The sequence below is a fragment of the Streptomyces sp. NPDC059897 genome (assembly GCF_042730865.1).
In the GTDB taxonomy this organism is placed as follows: domain Bacteria; phylum Actinomycetota; class Actinomycetes; order Streptomycetales; family Streptomycetaceae; genus Streptomyces.
Genome location: NZ_JBHWKQ010000016.1, coordinates 81053 through 98837 on the forward strand (window position 1 = coordinate 81053; position 17785 = coordinate 98837).

Here is a 17785-nt window from a genome sequence, read left to right on the forward strand (position 1 = left end):
GACCCGCCAGCCGCGCGGTCGCGTCCGCATCCCGGACCATCCGGGAAACCGAGTCGCCTACCCACCCCCCTCCTCCCATACGCTTGTCCCGTGACCCCCGCCGAGCTCTCCCGCACCGTCCTGCGCGCCGTCCGCCGCGCGGTCGACGACGGTGAGCTCGACGCGGCCGTGTGCGCGGCCGAGCAGCGGGTCGTCGTCGAGCGGCCGCGGCCCGGCGGCCAGGGCGACTACGCCACCAACGTCGCGTTGCAGCTCGCCCGCCACGCAGGCCGGCCACCGCGCGAGGTCGCCGAGATCCTGTCCCGTCGGCTGGGGGACTGCCCCGGTGTAGCCGGTGTCGTCGTCACCGGGCCCGGGTTCCTCAATTTCAGGATGGCGGAGCCCGGGTCCGCGACCGGGGCGCTCGTCGCGGAGATCCTGGGCGGGGGGCGTCGGTACGGGTTCGCCGAAGAAACAACCGGACAGGCCGTGCGGCTCCGCGCCCCCCACGAAGTGCGTGCTCTTGTCGTCATGGACTCCTTTGCCCGGCTGCTCCGCTCCCAGGGGACCCCCGTACGGACCAGTTGCGTCGAGCGGCCCCGGCCCGAGTGGGGCGACGTCCTCGGTGTGCGCGTGGACGACGTGGCCGCCGCCGAGCCCGGTGACGTCGACATCCGCCCCGTGCCCGCCCCCGCCGACCCCACCCCGCTCGGCCGCGACGCCGCCCGCTGGTCCCTGCTCCACCCCGCGGGCCACGACCACCCCCGCGGCGGCGCCGAGCACCTCGCCCAGCGCGAGTCCAACCCGCTCTTCCGCGTCCGGTACGCCCACGCCCGCACCCGCGCCCTGACCCGCGGCGCCGCTGAGCTGGGATTCGACGGCGCCCCCGGCGGCGTACCCGGTCAGGAGGACCTCGTCGCCACCCTCGGCGACCACCCCCGCGTCCTCCGCGCCGCCGCCGGGCAGCACGCCCCCGACCGGCTCGCCCGGCACCTCGTCGGCGTCGCCGACACCTTCATGGCCTCGCTCCACCCGGCCGTACTGCCTCAAGGTGAGGAGAAACCCTCGGCCGCCCACCGCTCCCGGCTCGCGCTCGCCGAAGCCGTCGGGACGGTGCTCGCAGGCGGCCTGACCCTGCTCGGCATCGACGCCCCCGAACATCTGTGACACAGAAGTAGACGAAGAGAGCCACCGCAGCCATGAGCCGTTCCGCACACCCCGCCGGTCCCCGTCACGCCGACGTGCTCCCCGAGGGGCACTGGAGTGCCCCGCCCGCCGACCTCAACGCCCTCGACCCGAAGGTGTGGGCGCAGACCGTGGCCCGTACCGGTGACGGCGCCGTCAGCGTCGGTGGCATCGAAGTCGCCCGGCTCGCCGAGGAGTTCGGCACCCCGGCGTACTTCCTCGACGAGGCCGACTTCCGCGCCCGGTGCGCCGCCTGGCGCGACGCCTTCGGGCCCGACGCCGATGTCTTCTACGCCGGCAAGGCCTTCCTTTCGCGTGCCGTCGTGCGGTGGCTGGACGAGGAGGGGCTGAACCTGGATGTCTGCTCCGGGGGTGAGCTCGCCACCGCGCTCTCCGCCGGGATGCCCGCCGAGCGCATCGCCTTCCACGGCAACAACAAGACCGAGGAAGAGATCAGCCGCGCCGTCCAGGTCGGCGTCGGCCGCATCGTGCTCGACTCCTTCCAGGAGATCGCCCGCGTCGCCCACATCGCCGACGGCCTCGGCAAGCGGCAGCGCGTGCAGATCCGCGTGACCGTGGGCGTCGAGGCGCACACCCACGAGTTCATCGCCACCGCTCATGAGGATCAGAAGTTCGGGATCGCGCTGGCCGATGGGCAGGCGGCGGAGGCCGTGCGGCGCGCCCTCAAGCTCGATGGGATCGAGCTGATCGGGATTCACTCCCACATCGGGTCGCAGATCTTCGACATGGCGGGCTTTGAAGTCGCCGCGCGCCGTGTCGTCGGGCTGCTCGCCGAGATCCGTGACGAGCACGGCGTCGAGCTTCCCGAGATCGACCTCGGCGGCGGCCTCGGCATCGCGTACACCAGCGACGACGACCCGCGCGAGCCGCACGAGATCGCCAAGGCGCTCAACGAGATCGTCACCCGTGAGTGCGAGGCCGCGGATCTGCGGACGCCCCGCATCTCCGTCGAGCCGGGGCGCGCGATCGTCGGCCCGACCGCCTTCACGCTCTACACCGTCGGCACCGTCAAGCCGCTCGAAGGACTGCGTACCTACGTCTCCGTCGACGGCGGCATGTCCGACAACATTCGCACCGCCCTCTACGACGCCGAGTACACCGTCGCCCTCGTCTCCCGTAGCTCCGACGCCGAGCCGATGCTCGTCCGCGTCGTCGGCAAGCACTGTGAGAGTGGCGACATCGTCGTGAAGGACGCGTTCCTCCCGTCGGACGTCGCGGCCGGTGATTTGATCGCCGTACCGGCCACCGGCGCGTACTGCCGCTCCATGGCCAGCAACTACAACCACGCGCTCCGCCCGCCCGTCGTCGCCGTCCGCGACGGCGAGGCCCGGGTGATCGTCCGGCGCGAGACGGAGGAAGATCTCCTGCGTCTCGACGTCGGATAAATGAAATCTACGTCTCACGATCCGGACCCTGGGCTGAAACCCCGGTTCGGTGGGTGAGACTGGTCCCACCGCAGAAACACGTAGTAGTAGAGGAAACGAGGTCGCATGATGCGTACGCGTCCGCTGAAGGTGGCGCTGCTGGGCTGTGGGGTTGTCGGCTCAGAGGTGGCGCGCATCATGACGACGCACGCCGACGACCTCGCCGCCCGGATCGGTGCCCCCGTCGAACTCGCGGGTGTGGCCGTACGGCGGCCCTCCCGGGTGCGCGAGGGAATCGATCCTGCCCTGGTGACCACCGACGCCACCGCGCTCGTGAAACGCGGTGACATTGATGTCGTGGTCGAGGTCATCGGCGGCATCGAGCCCGCGCGCACCCTCATCACCACCGCCTTCGAGCACGGCGCCTCCGTCGTCTCCGCCAACAAGGCGCTCGTCGCCCAGGACGGCGAGGCGCTGCACGCCGCGGCCGTCGAGCACGGCGAGGACCTCTACTACGAAGCCGCAGTCGCCGGAGCGATTCCGCTGGTCAGGCCGCTGCGGGAGTCGCTGGCCGGCGACAAGGTCAACCGTGTTCTCGGCATCGTGAACGGGACGACCAACTTCATCCTCGACGCCATGGACTCCACCGGCGCCGGCTACCAGGAAGCGCTCGACGAGGCCACCGCCCTCGGGTACGCCGAGGCCGACCCGACCGCCGACGTCGAGGGCTTCGACGCCGCCGCCAAGGCCGCCATCCTCGCCGGTATCGCCTTCCACACCCGGGTCCGCCTCGACGACGTGTACCGCGAGGGCATGACCGAGGTGACCGCCGCCGACTTCGCTTCCGCGAAGCAGATGGGCTGCACCATCAAGCTGCTCGCCATCTGCGAGCGGGCCGCCGACGGCCAGTCCGTCACCGCCCGCGTGCACCCGGCGATGATTCCGCTTTCGCACCCGCTCGCCTCCGTCCGCGGCGCGTACAACGCCGTGTTCGTCGAGGCCGAGGCCGCGGGCCAGTTGATGTTCTACGGGCCCGGGGCCGGCGGCTCGCCGACCGCGTCCGCCGTACTCGGCGACCTGGTCGCCGTCTGCCGCAACCGCCTGGGCGGCGCGACGGGACCCGGCGACTCCGCGTACACGCAGCTGCCCGTCTCGCCGATGGGCGATGTCGTGACGCGGTACCACATCAGCCTCGACGTGGCCGACAAGCCCGGCGTTCTCGCGCAGGTGGCGACGGTCTTCGCCGAGCACGGTGTCTCCATCGACACCGTGCGCCAGTCGGGGAAGGACGGCGAGGCCTCCCTCGTCGTCGTCACCCATCGCGCGTCCGACGCGGCCCTCAACGGGACCGTGGAGGCGCTGCGTCAGCTCGACACCGTGCGCGGTGTCGCCAGCATCATGCGTGTTGAAGGGGAGTAGCAGGGATGACCGGAATGACCCACCAGTGGCGCGGCATCATCGAGGAGTACCGGGACCGGCTCCCGGTGACCGACACCACGCCGGTCGTGACACTGCGCGAGGGCGGCACGCCGCTCGTACCCGCGCAGATGCTCTCCGAGCGCACGGGCTGTGAGGTGCACCTGAAGGTCGAGGGCGCCAACCCGACGGGTTCCTTCAAGGACCGCGGGATGACCATGGCCATCACGAAGGCCAAGGAGGAGGGCGCGAAGGCCGTCATCTGCGCCTCCACCGGCAACACCTCGGCCTCCGCCGCCGCGTACGCCGTGCGCGCCGGAATGGTCTGCGCCGTCCTCGTGCCGCAGGGCAAGATCGCGCTCGGCAAGATGGGCCAGGCGCTCGTCTACGGCTCGAAGATCCTCCAGGTCGACGGCAACTTCGACGACTGCCTCAACCTGGCCCGCGCCCTTTCCGAGAACTACCCGGTGGCGCTGGTCAACTCCGTGAACCCGTACCGCATCGAGGGCCAGAAGACCGGCTCGTTCGAGATCGTGGACGCCCTCGGCGACGCGCCCGACATCCACGTCCTCCCGGTCGGCAACGCCGGCAACATCACGGCCTACTGGAAGGGCTACAAGGAGTACGCCGCCGACGGCGTCTCCTCCCGTACGCCGCGCATGTGGGGCTTCCAGGCCTCCGGTTCCGCGCCGATCGTGCGCGGCGAGGTCGTCAAGGACCCGTCGACGATCGCCACCGCGATTCGCATCGGCAACCCCGCTTCGTGGCAGCACGCGCTCGCCGCGCGCGAGGAGTCGGGCGGCTTCATCGACGAGGTGACGGACCGTGAAATCCTGCGCGCCTACAAGCTGTTGGCGTCCCAGGAGGGGGTCTTCGTCGAGCCCGCGTCGGCCGCGTCCGTCGCCGGTCTGCTGAAGGCCGCCGAGGAGGGCAAGGTCGACAAGGGCCAGAAGATCGTCTGCACCGTCACGGGCAACGGTCTGAAGGACCCGGACTGGGCCGTCGCCGGCGCTCCGCAGCCGGTCACCGTCCCGGTCGACTCCGCCGCGGCCGCAGAGCGGCTCGGTCTCGCCTGAGCCACGCCGCACTCCGGGCGACTTGCGCGACACTGACACCTCGTCAACTGGGCGTTTCAGTACAGGGGGTGCACAGGGGGGCTTACGACACGCATCGTGCGCCTCCTGTGCGCCCTATGTCGCCACTGAACCTTCCTTCGATAGGCTGTATCGAACCCGCCCACCGCATATGCCGTGGTGCCGCCGCTGTTCCGTTGATCGCGGCCCGGGTGTCGACGTATGCATCACAAGACATCGGAAGTTCTCGAAACATCCCGCAGCTCAAGGAGAGTCATCGACCGATGGCCGGTCCCGCTTTCCGCGCCGCCGCCGTCAGGGTGCGCGTCCCCGCCACCAGCGCCAATCTCGGCCCGGGCTTCGACAGCCTCGGCCTGTCGCTGGGGCTCTACGACGACGTGGTCGTCAGGGTCGCCGACTCCGGGCTGAACATCGACATCGCGGGTGAGGGCTCCGAGACCCTGCCCCGCGACGAGTCGCACCTCCTCGTACGGTCCCTGCGCACGGCCTTCGACGCCCTCGGCGGACAGCCGCGCGGCCTCGAGATCGTCTGCGCCAACCGCATCCCGCACGGCCGTGGCCTCGGCTCCTCGTCCGCCGCGATCGTGTCCGCCGTGGTCGCCGCGCGCGCCGTGACGATAGGCGGCGGCGCCCTGCTCGACGACGCCGCGCTGCTCGAACTCGCCACCGAGATCGAGGGCCACCCCGACAACGTGGCCCCGTGCCTGCTCGGCGGCTTCACCATCGCGTGGACCGAGACCGGCGCGGGCCGGGCGGTCCGTCTCGACGCGGCCCGTTCCATCGTTCCGGTGGTCTTCGTCCCCGGAAAGCCCGTCCTCACCGAAATGGCGCGAGGACTCCTGCCGCGCACCGTCCCGCACGTGGACGCCGCGGCCAACGCGGGCCGGGCGGCCCTGCTCGTCGAGGCCCTGACCAGGCGCCCCGAGCTGCTGCTGCCGGCCACGGAAGACCGTCTTCACCAGGAGTACCGGGCGCCGGCGATGCCGGAGAGCGCCGCCCTGGTGGAGCGGCTGCGGGCCGACGGGGTGCCCGCGATGATCTCCGGGGCGGGGCCGACGGTCCTCGCTCTGGTGGACGAGGAAACGGCCGACAAGGTCGCCCGGCTGGCCGGGGAGGGCTGGGCGGCGAACCGCCTCGACCTCGATGTCGACGGAGCGAGCGTGCTGCCGCTTGGCTCCTGACACCCGGTTGCCGGAATACGAGAGGGGGAATGTTTGTTGGATCCGGTAGTGTTAACCTCAAGTCTGCACCCGGCCCTACCATGGCGAGGTGCTGTGTGTCCCCGTCAGGGACAACCATTCTTCCGGGAGCCTCCCCAGCGATTCCTTGCATCGTCCTCGCATGTCGAGACGTGGCACTGAAGAGTGGCGAGCACGCTCCGGAACCGGCGTAACCGAGCCGCGTGACACAGAAATCCAGTGCACCCGCGGAATCGGGCTACGCCGTCACCACCGAATTCTTCCGCCTCTTCGGCGGACAACCGCCCCGGCACGGTCCGTACAGGCAGGACCTCCGCCGGACAGCACAACCGGTCGCCGAGCCAGACAGGCCGACGTCCGCTCCAGGGAAGGACCCTTCGTGAGCGACACCACCGATCTGATGGGCGTGACTGCCGACAGCTCTGCTGCCGCGCCCGCCGCGTCCTCTGCGGACGCCTCTGCCGCGCCCGCCGGCTCCCGGCGGCGCCGCGGTACCGGCCTTGACGGCATGGTGCTGGCCGAGCTGCAGCAGGTCGCATCGGGCCTCGGAATCAAGGGCACCGCGCGGATGCGCAAGAGCCAGCTGATCGAGGTCATCAAGGAGGCGCAGTCCGGGGGAGGCAACTCACAGTCCGCCCCCGCGAAGAGCGCCGACGCCGCCGAGACGAAGCCGAAGCGGCGGGCCACCTCGAAGGCCCGCACCGGCGATGAGTCCGCGGCCGACGCCGCGCCCGCGAAGTCGGGCGGCAAGGCCGACAAGGCCGATAAGGCGGAGCAGGCCGAGGCGGGAGACGCCAAGGCGAAGAAGTCCGCCGCCCAGCAGCAGATCGACATCCCCGGCCAGGGCGCCGGCGACGAGCAGCCGGCCGGCGAGCGTCGTCGCCGCCGTGCCACGTCCGAGGCGGGCAGCCCCGAGACGGTCACCGCCGAGGCCAAGTCCGACACGCGGCAGGACCGCCAGGACAAGCAGGACGGCGGCGACGGCGGCAAGGGCGACGGCGGCCAGGACGGCAACCACGAGGGCCGTCGCGACCGCAGGGACCGCCAGGGCGGCCGTGGCGGGCGCGACCGCGACGGTGGCCGTGAGGGCGGCCGGGACCGCGACCGACGCGGCGGCAAGGGCGACGACCAGGGCGGGAACAGCCAGGGCGGCGGCCGGAACAACCAGCAGGGCGGCGGCGGCCGGAACAACAACCAGCAGGACGACGGCTACGACGACGACGGCGGCGGCCGCCGCGGGCGCCGGGGCCGTTACCGCGACCGCCGTGGGCGTCGCGGGCGCGACGAGCAGGGCTTCGGCAACGAGCCGCAGATCTCCGAGGACGACGTCCTGATCCCCGTCGCGGGCATCCTCGACATCCTCGACAACTACGCCTTCATCCGTACGTCGGGCTACCTGCCGGGTCCCAATGACGTCTACGTCTCCCTGGCCCAGGTCCGCAAGAACGGCCTGCGCAAGGGTGACCACGTCACCGGTGCCGTGCGGCAGCCGAAGGAGGGGGAGCGCCGCGAGAAGTTCAACGCGCTCGTCCGCCTCGACTCGGCGAACGGCATGGCGGCCGAATCCGGCCGCGGGCGCCCGGAGTTCAACAAGCTGACGCCGCTCTACCCGCAGGACCGCCTCCGCCTGGAGACGGACCCGGGCGTGCTGACGACGCGGATCATCGACCTCGTCGCGCCGATCGGCAAGGGCCAGCGTGGCCTGATCGTGGCCCCGCCGAAGACCGGCAAGACCATGATCCTGCAGTCGATCGCGAACGCGATCACGGTGAACAACCCCGAGTGCCACCTGATGGTCGTCCTCGTCGACGAGCGTCCGGAAGAGGTCACCGACATGCAGCGGTCGGTGAAGGGCGAGGTCATCTCCTCGACCTTCGACCGTCCGGCCGAGGACCACACCACGGTCGCCGAGCTCGCCATCGAGCGCGCCAAGCGCCTCGTGGAGCTGGGTCACGACGTCGTCGTGCTGCTCGACTCGATCACCCGCCTGGGCCGCGCGTACAACCTCGCGGCGCCGGCCTCGGGCCGCATCCTGTCCGGTGGTGTCGACTCGACCGCCCTGTACCCGCCGAAGCGCTTCTTCGGTGCGGCCCGCAACATCGAGGACGGCGGCTCGCTGACCATCCTCGCCACCGCCCTGGTGGACACCGGGTCCCGCATGGACGAGGTCATCTTCGAGGAGTTCAAGGGCACCGGCAACGCCGAGCTCAAGCTCGACCGCAAGCTCGCGGACAAGCGCATCTTCCCGGCGGTGGACGTCGACGCGTCCGGTACCCGTAAGGAAGAGATCCTGCTCGGCAGCGACGAGCTGGCGATCACCTGGAAGCTGCGCCGCGTGCTGCACGCGCTCGACCAGCAGCAGGCGATCGAGCTGCTGCTCGACAAGATGAAGCAGACGAAGTCCAACGCGGAGTTCCTGCTGCAGATCCAGAAGACGACGCCGACGCCGGGCAACGGCAACGACTGACGCTTCACCGGGTTTCCAGGGGCTGGGCCCCGCCGCTTCGTGCGGCGGGGCCCAGCCCTTTTCCGCGGCCCGGACGGCCTGGTCCGGACGTTTCGGGGCACTCGGGGACCGGAGACCTTCACCACACGTATAAGGATCTGTGCCCTCTGTGAAGCATGCGGCACATGGGCGTGAAAGTGCAGGTGAGAGGGTTGCGGGCCGTTGCTCCCGCTACGTACCGTCGCTCCTCCGTCCCAGAATGCGCACACGTGTTTGTGCAACCCTTCTTGGCGGTCCGCCGTCACACCGAGTGAACGAAGAAGCGGACCGAAGGATCAGAAGCAGACGAACCTGCGAGGAGTTATGCCGGAACGTGACAGCAAGCCCGGGCGCCACCGCGGCGCCAAGGGCAGCCGCCGCAAACCGCGCAGTGGGCGCAGCAAGGCGCTGCGTATCGCGGCGTGGAGTGCCGCGGGCGTCGTCGTCCTCGGTGGAACCGGCTTGGGGTACGTCTACTTCCAGCTCAACGGCAACATCAAGAGCGTCGACATCAACTCGCAGCTGGGCACCGACCGTCCGCAGGACGTGGACAACGGCTCGCAGGACATCCTCGTCCTCGGCTCCGACACCCGGGCCGGCGACAACGAGAAGGTCGGCGGCGGCGCCGACGAGGGCTCGGCGCGCTCCGACACCGCGATGGTCGTGCACATCTACAAGGGCCACAAGAAGGCGAGCATCGTCTCCATCCCCAGGGACACGCTCATCGACCGGCCCTCGTGCACCGACAAGGACGGCAACGAGTACCCGGCGCAGAACGAGGTCATGTTCAACTCCGCGTACTCGACGGGCGGCGCGGCCTGCGCCGTGAAGACCGTCGAGTCCCAGAGCGGAATCCGCATGGACCACTACGTGGAGGTCGACTTCAGCGGCTTCCAGCGGCTGATCGACGACCTCGGGGGCGTCAAGGTCACCACCACGAAGGCGATCAACGACCCCGACAGCCATCTGAACCTCGACGCCGGCACGCACAAGCTCAGCGGCGAGCAGTCCCTCGGCCTCGTCCGCACCCGGCACGGCGTCGGCGACGGCAGCGACCTGGGGCGCATCCAGCTCCAGCAGTCGTTCATGAAGGCCCTGATGGACCAGATCAAGAGCGTCGGCGTCTTCACCAGCCCGAGCAAGCTGTACGCACTCGCGAACACCGCCACGAAGACGGTGACCACGGACTCGCAGCTGGCCTCGGTCAAGGACCTGACCTCGTTCGCGAACGGGCTCAAGGGCATCGGCTCCGGCGACATGAACATGGTGACGCTGCCGGTGAAGTACGACCCGTACGACGCCAACCGCGTGCTGCTCGACGAGACCAACGCGGACAAGGTCTGGAAGGCCCTCAAGAGCGACAAGCCGGTCCCGAAGTCGGCCACGAAGGACTCCGCGAAGGGCTCCGCCGACAGCGTCGTGAAGTAGCCGCGACCCCCTCGGGGAGGGCCGGGAATACTTCCGGGCCCTCCTCCGTTTTGGGGGATACGGCCAGTCCTGGCAGACTGGTACGTCGGCCCCGGTTCACGCTCCCGCATCCCGCGTCAGCGACCCGGCGCCCTCCCGAACCTAGGAGACACCTTGAAGCGCGACATCCACCCCGAGTACGTCGAGACGCAGGTCTCCTGCACCTGCGGCGCGTCGTTCACCACCCGTAGCACGATCCCGTCCGGCACCGTCCGTGCCGAGGTCTGCTCCGAGTGCCACCCGTTCTACACGGGCAAGCAGAAGATCCTCGACACCGGTGGCCGTGTGGCCCGCTTCGAGGCCCGCTTCGGCAAGGCTGCCGCTGCCAACAAGTAGCGAAGCTCAAGCGCCGGTCCACGGTGCCCCTGTTTCTGCGGGGGCACCGGGACCGGCGCTTTGCGGTGCAGCCCCCTTTTCGAACCCGTAACTGCAGGAGCCGGAGATGTTCGAGGCCGTCGAGGAACTGATCGGTGAGCACGCCGATCTGGAGCAGAAGCTCGCGGACCCCTCGGTCCACGCCGACCAGGCCAACGCGCGCAAGCTCAACAAGCGCTACGCCGAGCTGACCCCGATCGTCGCCACGTACCGCTCCTGGAAGCAGACCGGGGACGACATCGAGACGGCGAAGGAGTTCGCCGCCGACGACCCGGACTTCGCGGCCGAGGTCAAGGAACTGGAGCAGCAGCGCGAGGAGATCACCGAGAAGCTGCGGCTCCTCCTGGTCCCGCGCGACCCGTCCGACGACAAGGACGTGATCCTCGAGATCAAGGCCGGCGCCGGCGGTGACGAGTCCGCGCTGTTCGCGGGCGACCTGCTGCGCATGTACCTGCGCTACGCGGAGCGCATCGGCTGGAAGACCGAGATCATCGACTCCACCGAGTCCGAGCTGGGCGGCTACAAGGACGTCCAGGTCGCCGTGAAGACCAAGGGCGGGAACGGCGCGACCGAGCCCGGCCAGGGTGTCTGGGCCCGCCTCAAGTACGAGGGCGGCGTGCACCGCGTGCAGCGGGTGCCGTCGACCGAGTCGCAGGGCCGCATCCACACCTCCGCCGCCGGCGTGCTCGTCACGCCCGAGGCCGAGGAGGTCGACGTCGAGATCCACGCGAACGATCTGCGCATCGACGTGTACCGCTCCTCGGGCCCCGGCGGGCAGTCCGTCAACACGACCGACTCCGCCGTCCGGATCACGCACATCCCCACCGGCGTCGTGGCTTCCTGCCAGAACGAGAAGTCCCAGCTGCAGAACAAGGAGCAGGCGATGCGTATCCTGCGCTCCAGGCTCCTTGCCGCGGCGCAGGAGAAGGCCGAGGCCGAGGCGGCCGACGCCCGTCGCAGCCAGGTCCGCACCGTCGACCGCTCCGAGAAGATCCGTACGTACAACTTCCCGGAGAACCGCATCTCGGACCATCGTGTGGGCTTCAAGGCCTACAACCTGGACCAGGTGCTCGACGGCGATCTCGACTCCGTGATCCAGGCGTGCGTCGACGCGGACTCGGCCGCCAAGCTCGCCGCCGCGTAACACCGCACAGCCCGCCCGTACGACAGCTCAGCCCGGAGGACCAGCGTGCAGCAACATTTTGGGGGGCGACCCCCAAACCCCCGCAGCGTGCTGCTCGCGGAAGTGGCCCAGGCCACTCAGCGGCTCGCCGACGCCGGCGTGCCCTCGCCGCGCAATGACGCGGAGGAGCTCGCCGCCTACGTGCACGGGGTCAAGCGGGGCGAGCTGCACTCGGTCAAGGACGTGGACTTCGACGCCCGGTACTGGGAGGCGATCGCGCGCCGCGAGGCCCGCGAACCGCTCCAGCACATCACCGGGCACGCCTACTTCCGCTATCTGGAGCTCCAGGTCGGTCCCGGCGTCTTCGTGCCGCGCCCGGAGACCGAGTCGGTCGTCGGCTGGGCCATAGACGCCGTGCGCGCGATGGACGTCGTCGAGCCGCTGATCGTCGATCTGTGCTCGGGATCCGGCGCCATCGCGCTCGCGCTCGCCCAGGAGGTGCCGCGCTCGCGCGTGCACGCCGTGGAGCTGTCCGAGGACGCGCTCAAGTGGACGCGCAAGAACGTCGAGGGGTCCAGGGTCGACCTGCGCCAGGGCGACGCCCTGACGGCCTTTCCCGACCTCGACGGCCAGGTCGATCTGGTGATCTCGAACCCGCCGTACATCCCGCTCACCGAGTGGGAGTACGTCGCCCCCGAGGCCCGTGACTACGACCCGGACCTCGCCCTGTTCTCCGGCGAGGACGGACTCGACCTGATCCGTGGCATCGAGCGCACCGCCCACCGGCTGCTGCGCCCCGGCGGCATCGTCGTCATCGAGCACGCGGACACGCAGGGCGGCCAGGTGCCGTGGATCTTCACCGAGGAGCGGGGCTGGGCGGACGCCGCCGACCACCCCGACCTCAACAACCGCCCGAGGTTCGCGACGGCCCGCAAGGCGTTGCCGTGACCGACGCGTTGTCCGTTGAGTTTGACGAATTCGAGCAGTTCGCAGAGCAGGAGGCCCGCTAGATGGCACGGCGTTACGACACGAACGACGCAGTCGACCGCGCTACCGGTCTGCGTGAAGCCGCCTCCGCAGTCCGCCGCGGCGAGCTGGTCGTGCTGCCCACCGACACCGTGTACGGCATCGGTGCCGACGCCTTCACGCCCGAGGCGGTCGGTGACCTCCTGGAGGCGAAGGGCCGCGGGCGCAACATGCCGACGCCGGTCGTCATCCCCTCGCCGAACACGCTGCACGGGCTCGTCACGGACTTCTCCGAGATGGCCTGGGAACTGGTCGACGCGTTCTGGCCGGGCGGCCTGACCCTCGTCGCCAAGCAGCAGCCGTCGCTCCAGTGGGACCTCGGCAACACCCGCGGCACCGTCGCGATCCGGATGCCGCTGCACCCCGTCGCCATCGAACTGCTCACCGAGGTCGGCCCGATGGCGCTGTCCTCGGCCAACCTGACCGGGCACCCGGCCCCCGAGGACTGCGACGCCGCGCAGGAGATGCTCGGCGACTCCGTCTCCGTCTACCTCGACGGCGGGCCGACCCCCGGCAACATCCCGTCCTCCATCGTCGACGTCACCGGCAAGGTCCCGGTCCTGCTGCGCGAGGGCGCGCTGACCGCGGACGAGCTGCGCAAGGTCGTACCCGACCTCGAGGTGGCGAATTGACAGCCCCTGAGACGGGGCGTGGCATAGGCAACGGGTACGTACGCACGCCGGCACTCCCCGGCGACACCTTCCGCATCCTCCACGTCAGCACCGGCAATGTGTGCCGCTCGCCGATCACCGAGCGGCTGACCAGGCATGCCCTCGCGGACCGGCTCGGCGCGCCGCTCGCCGGCGGTCTCGTCGTGGAGAGCGCGGGCACCTGGGGCCACGAGGGCGCGCCCATGGAGGCCAATGCGGAAACGGTCCTGGCCGACTTCGGCGCGGACGCCTCCGGCTTCGTCGGCCGTGAGCTCCTCGACGACCACGTCATAAGGGCCGACCTGGTCCTGACCGCGACCCGCGACCACCGCGCGCAGGTCATCTCCATGGGCCACAGCGCGGGCCTGCGCACGTTCACGCTGAAGGAGTTCACGCGGCTCGTGCAGGCCATAGACCCCGCCACGCTCCCGGACCCCGTGGAGTCCGGCGTGGTGGAGCGCGCCCGCTCCCTGGTCCGCGCGGCGGCCGCGCTGCGCGGCTGGCTGCTCGCCCCGTCGATGGAGGCGGACGAGGTCTACGACCCGTACGGCGCACCCCTCCCGTTCTTCCAGTCGGTGGGCGGCGAGATCAACGAGGCCCTGGACCCGGTGGTGACGGCCCTGACGGGCGTCCGTAAATAAGCCCCTGCGGCGATTGAGCAGCGGGGTCCGGGGCGGAGCCCCGTGACGTGAGCACGGGCGGCCGCAACCGCGCGGATCTACATTGGAAGGCACCAACCTCCCCGACGCGAGGCCCGGAGCCGACCATGCCGGTGATGACAGAACCCGCAGCCACAGCATCGCTTGCGCGGCAAGACCCCGAACTGGCCGAGATCCTCCTCGGGGAGGCCGCCCGCCAGGCGGACTCCCTCCAGCTCATCGCCGCGGAGAACTTCACGTCGCCCGCGGTCCTCGCCGCCCTCGGCTCCCCGCTCGCCAACAAGTACGCGGAGGGCTACCCCGGCGCCCGCCACCACGGCGGCTGCGAACTCGTCGACGTCGCCGAACGCCTCGCCATCGACCGGGCGAAGGCCCTCTTCGGCGCCGAACACGTCAACGTACAGGCGCACAGCGGCTCTTCGGCCGTCCTCGCCGCGTACGCCGTCCTGCTGAAGCCCGGCGACACCGTCCTCGCGATGGGCCTGCCGTCCGGCGGCCACCTCACGCACGGTTCCCCGGCCAACTTCTCGGGCCGCTGGTTCGACTTCGTCCCCTACGGAGTCGACGCGGAGAGCGGGCTCATCGACTACGAGCAGGTCCGCGCGGCGGCCCGCGCCCACCGCCCCAAGGCGATCGTCTGTGGCTCGATCTCGTACCCCCGGCACATCGACTACGCCGCCTTCCGGGAGATCGCCGACGACGTGGGCGCCCACCTCATCGCCGACGCCGCGCACCCCATCGGCCTGGTCGCCGGGGGAGCGGCTCCGAACCCGGTCCCGTACGCCGACATCGTCTGCGCCACCACGCACAAGGTGCTGCGCGGGCCGCGCGGCGGGATGCTGCTGTGCTCCGCCGAGCTGGCCGACCGCGTCGACCGGGCCGTCTTCCCCTTCACCCAGGGCGGCGCCCAGATGCACACGATCGCCGCGAAGGCCGTCGCGTTCGGAGAGGCGGCCGGGCCGGCCTTCACCGCGTACGCCCACCAGGTCGTGGCCAACGCGCGACTCCTCGCGGGGGCCGTCGAGGCGGAGGGCCTCGGCGTCACCACCGGCGGCACCGACACCCATCTGCTCACCCTCGACCCGGCCCCGCTCGGCGTCGCGGGCACGGTGGCGCGCGGCCGGCTCGCCTCCGCGGGCATGATCCTCGACACATGTGCCCTGCCCCATGAGGGCGGCCGCGGCCTGCGCCTGGGCACCGCCGCCGTCACCACGCAGGGCATGGGTGAACGAGAGATGGCCCGCATCGCGGTGCTCCTGTCGGGTGTCGTACGCGACGTTCTCGACGTCCGCACGGTCCGGGAAGAGGTGCGCGAACTGGCCGGAAGATTCCCCCCGTACCCCGCCCAGAACGGGGTAGGCGCCTCGTAGGACACCCCTCGCGACGCACCAGGTACGTCTCTGGAACCGTCAGCCGTGCAACCATCGTCGCTACCCGGAAGTCCCCAACCCTAAGCACGCGAGACTAGGGTGTGGGGCTGAGATGGCCAGCGATACCTGTGGGGAAGCCCGTGCGTGAATACCTGCTGACGCTCTGCATCACGGCCGCGGTGACCTATCTGCTCACAGGCCCGGTGCGGAAGTTCGCGATCGTGGCCGGCGCCATGCCGGAGATCCGTGCACGTGACGTGCACCGGGAGCCCACGCCGCGGCTCGGCGGTATCGCCATGTTCTTCGGCCTGTGCGCGGGCCTGCTCGTCGCCGATCACCTGACCAACCTGGACAAGGTCTTCGAGTCCTCGAACGAACCGCGGGCGCTGCTCTCCGGAGCGGCCCTCATCTGGCTGATCGGCGTCCTGGACGACAAGTTCGAGATCGACGCCCTGATCAAGCTCGGCGGCCAGATGATCGCCGCGGGCGTCATGGTCATGCAGGGCCTGACGATCCTGTGGCTGCCGATCCCGGGCGTGGGGACCGTGTCCCTCACCCAGTGGCAGGGCACGCTGCTCACCGTCGCGCTCGTCGTGATCACCATCAACGCCGTGAACTTCGTCGACGGCCTCGACGGCCTCGCGGCGGGCATGGTGTGCATCGCCGCCGCGGCGTTCTTCCTGTACGCGTACCGGATCTGGTACGGCTACGGCATCGAGTCCGCGGCCCCGGCCACGCTGTTCGCGGCGATCCTGATGGGCATGTGTCTGGGCTTCCTGCCGCACAACATCCATCCGGCGAGAATCTTCATGGGCGACTCGGGCTCCATGCTCATCGGCCTGGTCCTCGCGGCCGGGGCGATCTCCATCACCGGTCAGGTCGACCCGGACGCGCTCCGGCTGAACCTCGGCGGCTCGACCCGTGACACCACGCACGCGATGCTCCCGGTCTTCATTCCGCTGCTGATGCCGCTGACGATCATCGCGATCCCGTTCGCCGACCTCGTCCTCGCGATCGTGCGCCGCACCTGGAACGGGCAGTCGCCGTTCGCCGCGGACCGCGGGCATCTGCACCACCGGCTCCTGGAGATCGGCCACTCGCACTCCCGCGCGGTGCTGATCATGTACTTCTGGTCGGGCCTCATCGCCTTCGGCGCGGTCGCCTACTCCGTGCACTCCGCGTCCGGGATGTGGGTCATGCTCACGATCGTGGCGCTGAGCTTCGTCGGGCTCGTCATGCTGCTGCTGCCGCGCTTCACGCCGCACGCGCCGCGCTGGGCGCAGCACTTGGTCCCGCCGCGCTACCGGCGGCCTGCGCAGGCCGCAGTGGGGGACGGGGCGGCAGAGGGCTCTGGGGGCTCCGGGAGTCCTGAGGGTTCCGAGGGCTCCGAGGGCGAACCGGACCGCGGCAGGATCCCCGCGGGGGTCAACGGGGCGACGGCGATCGGCGGCCGTTCGCGCTTCACGGATCGGCGTAAGGCCGGAACGTCACGTTGACGCGACGAGCCCGGTGCCCGAAATGAGTCCAATACCAGACTTGTTGGCCTTCTGCATGCACAGACGCGCAGGATCCCCCTCACGTGTGACGGTTGGCACACCATCTAGGTAAAGACCGCATCAAATAGTTTGTGATACCGTTCACGAAGCCGGGGGAAGGACCGAAAGGCCGTAGTGCGACGGCCATTTGGCCCGAATCGGACTGCTGAATCCCCGGACTACGCTCGTCCATGACGACACCTGCCCCACACCAGTAAGCGGAGTTGCCGCCATGCCGTCCAATGACGCACGGACCCTTCTTCACACCGTCGTACCCACCGCCGCCGCAGGCGTGATTGCCGCGGTGATCAGTGGTGTGGTTGCGGGGGGCAAGGGGGCCATCGGTGCGCTGGTCGGTGCTCTTGTGGTGATCGTGTTCATGGGCCTCGGGCAGGTCGTGCTGATTCGCACGGCAAAATCGCTTCCGCAGCTGTTCCAGGCGATGGGGCTGATGCTCTACGTCGCCCAGCTGCTGCTGCTCATGATCTTCGTGGCCATTTTCAAGGACACGACTCTCTTCAATCCCAAGACCTTTGCCGTCTCTCTGGTCGTCTCGACCGTCGTGTGGATGGCAGCCCAGGCCCGCGCGCACATGAAGGCCAAGGTTTTCTATATCGATCCCGAGGCGGCGCCCGGTTCCAAGGGGACCGGGACCACTGAGAAAGCCGAGAAGACCGGGTCGTCATCGTGAGAGGTAGGGCCGGGATAAACGCCCGTTCGTCGGGCTGCTATCGTCCGGTGCCAACTGCGGCATCGCCGGCGCGGGCACGAGAGCTGACGCCTGCACGATCGCGAGGCTCACTGCCTGCCCGCCGCCCCCACGCCCGAAACACCAGA

The 17785-nt window shown here is 70.1% G+C and carries 15 protein-coding genes; all 15 read left to right on the forward strand.

The window, feature by feature from the left end; translation table 11 throughout:
• Positions 1 to 90 precede the first annotated feature (90 nt).
• The 15 genes from nrtL to ACFV9W_RS19750 all read left to right on the forward strand — a co-directional run bounded on the left by nrtL (position 91) and on the right by ACFV9W_RS19750 (position 17639).
• Complete coding sequence (gene nrtL / locus ACFV9W_RS19680) at positions 91 to 1146, forward strand: ArgS-related anticodon-binding protein NrtL (RefSeq protein WP_385762496.1); 1056 nt, start codon at positions 91 to 93, stop codon at positions 1144 to 1146.
• A gap of 32 nt (positions 1147 to 1178) precedes the next feature.
• Complete coding sequence (lysA, locus tag ACFV9W_RS19685) at positions 1179 to 2570, forward strand: diaminopimelate decarboxylase (protein WP_385762498.1); 1392 nt, start codon at positions 1179 to 1181, stop codon at positions 2568 to 2570.
• Positions 2571 to 2675: 105 nt separating this feature from the next.
• Positions 2676 to 3968 carry a homoserine dehydrogenase gene (locus ACFV9W_RS19690; RefSeq protein ID WP_385762500.1) on the forward strand — a complete coding sequence of 431 codons (1293 nt, stop codon included), beginning with the start codon at positions 2676 to 2678 and terminating at the stop codon, positions 3966 to 3968.
• 14 nt (positions 3969 to 3982) lie between these two features.
• On the forward strand, positions 3983 to 5041 hold the full coding sequence (thrC, locus tag ACFV9W_RS19695) for a threonine synthase (protein WP_385762665.1): 1059 nt from the start codon (positions 3983 to 3985) through the stop codon (positions 5039 to 5041).
• Between the two features lie 281 nt (positions 5042 to 5322).
• Positions 5323 to 6240: a homoserine kinase gene (thrB, locus tag ACFV9W_RS19700; RefSeq protein ID WP_385762502.1), complete on the forward strand. Its 918-nt coding sequence runs from the start codon at positions 5323 to 5325 to the stop codon at positions 6238 to 6240.
• 397 nt (positions 6241 to 6637) lie between these two features.
• Positions 6638 to 8725 (forward strand): transcription termination factor Rho, encoded by a 2088-nt coding sequence (gene rho, locus ACFV9W_RS19705; RefSeq protein WP_385762504.1) that lies wholly within the window; start codon positions 6638 to 6640, stop codon positions 8723 to 8725.
• 342 nt (positions 8726 to 9067) lie between these two features.
• Complete coding sequence (locus ACFV9W_RS19710; protein ID WP_385762506.1) at positions 9068 to 10171, forward strand: LCP family protein; 1104 nt, start codon at positions 9068 to 9070, stop codon at positions 10169 to 10171.
• A 153-nt stretch (positions 10172 to 10324) separates the two neighbouring features.
• A complete protein-coding gene (gene rpmE, locus ACFV9W_RS19715) occupies positions 10325 to 10546 on the forward strand; it encodes a 50S ribosomal protein L31 (protein ID WP_385762508.1) in 222 nt (73 codons plus the stop codon).
• A 106-nt stretch (positions 10547 to 10652) separates the two neighbouring features.
• A complete protein-coding gene (prfA, locus tag ACFV9W_RS19720; protein WP_385762510.1) occupies positions 10653 to 11729 on the forward strand; it encodes a peptide chain release factor 1 in 1077 nt (358 codons plus the stop codon).
• A gap of 87 nt (positions 11730 to 11816) precedes the next feature.
• The gene (gene prmC / locus ACFV9W_RS19725) at positions 11817 to 12656 is read left to right on the forward strand and encodes a peptide chain release factor N(5)-glutamine methyltransferase (RefSeq protein ID WP_385762513.1); all 840 of its coding nucleotides are present in this window, start codon (positions 11817 to 11819) and stop codon (positions 12654 to 12656) included.
• Positions 12657 to 12718: 62 nt separating this feature from the next.
• Positions 12719 to 13366 carry an L-threonylcarbamoyladenylate synthase gene (locus tag ACFV9W_RS19730; RefSeq protein WP_385762515.1) on the forward strand — a complete coding sequence of 216 codons (648 nt, stop codon included), beginning with the start codon at positions 12719 to 12721 and terminating at the stop codon, positions 13364 to 13366.
• Positions 13363 to 14025 (forward strand): protein-tyrosine-phosphatase, encoded by a 663-nt coding sequence (locus ACFV9W_RS19735; RefSeq protein WP_385762517.1) that lies wholly within the window; start codon positions 13363 to 13365, stop codon positions 14023 to 14025. The genes ACFV9W_RS19730 and ACFV9W_RS19735 overlap by 4 nt, the downstream gene beginning before the upstream one ends.
• A gap of 125 nt (positions 14026 to 14150) precedes the next feature.
• Positions 14151 to 15413 (forward strand): serine hydroxymethyltransferase, encoded by a 1263-nt coding sequence (gene glyA, locus ACFV9W_RS19740; protein ID WP_385762519.1) that lies wholly within the window; start codon positions 14151 to 14153, stop codon positions 15411 to 15413.
• A gap of 140 nt (positions 15414 to 15553) precedes the next feature.
• Entirely contained in the window at positions 15554 to 16909 is a 1356-nt protein-coding gene (locus ACFV9W_RS19745) for an MraY family glycosyltransferase (protein ID WP_385762522.1), read from the forward strand.
• 271 nt (positions 16910 to 17180) lie between these two features.
• Positions 17181 to 17639 (forward strand): hypothetical protein, encoded by a 459-nt coding sequence (locus ACFV9W_RS19750; protein WP_385762524.1) that lies wholly within the window; start codon positions 17181 to 17183, stop codon positions 17637 to 17639.
• The last annotated feature ends 146 nt before the right edge of the window (positions 17640 to 17785 follow it).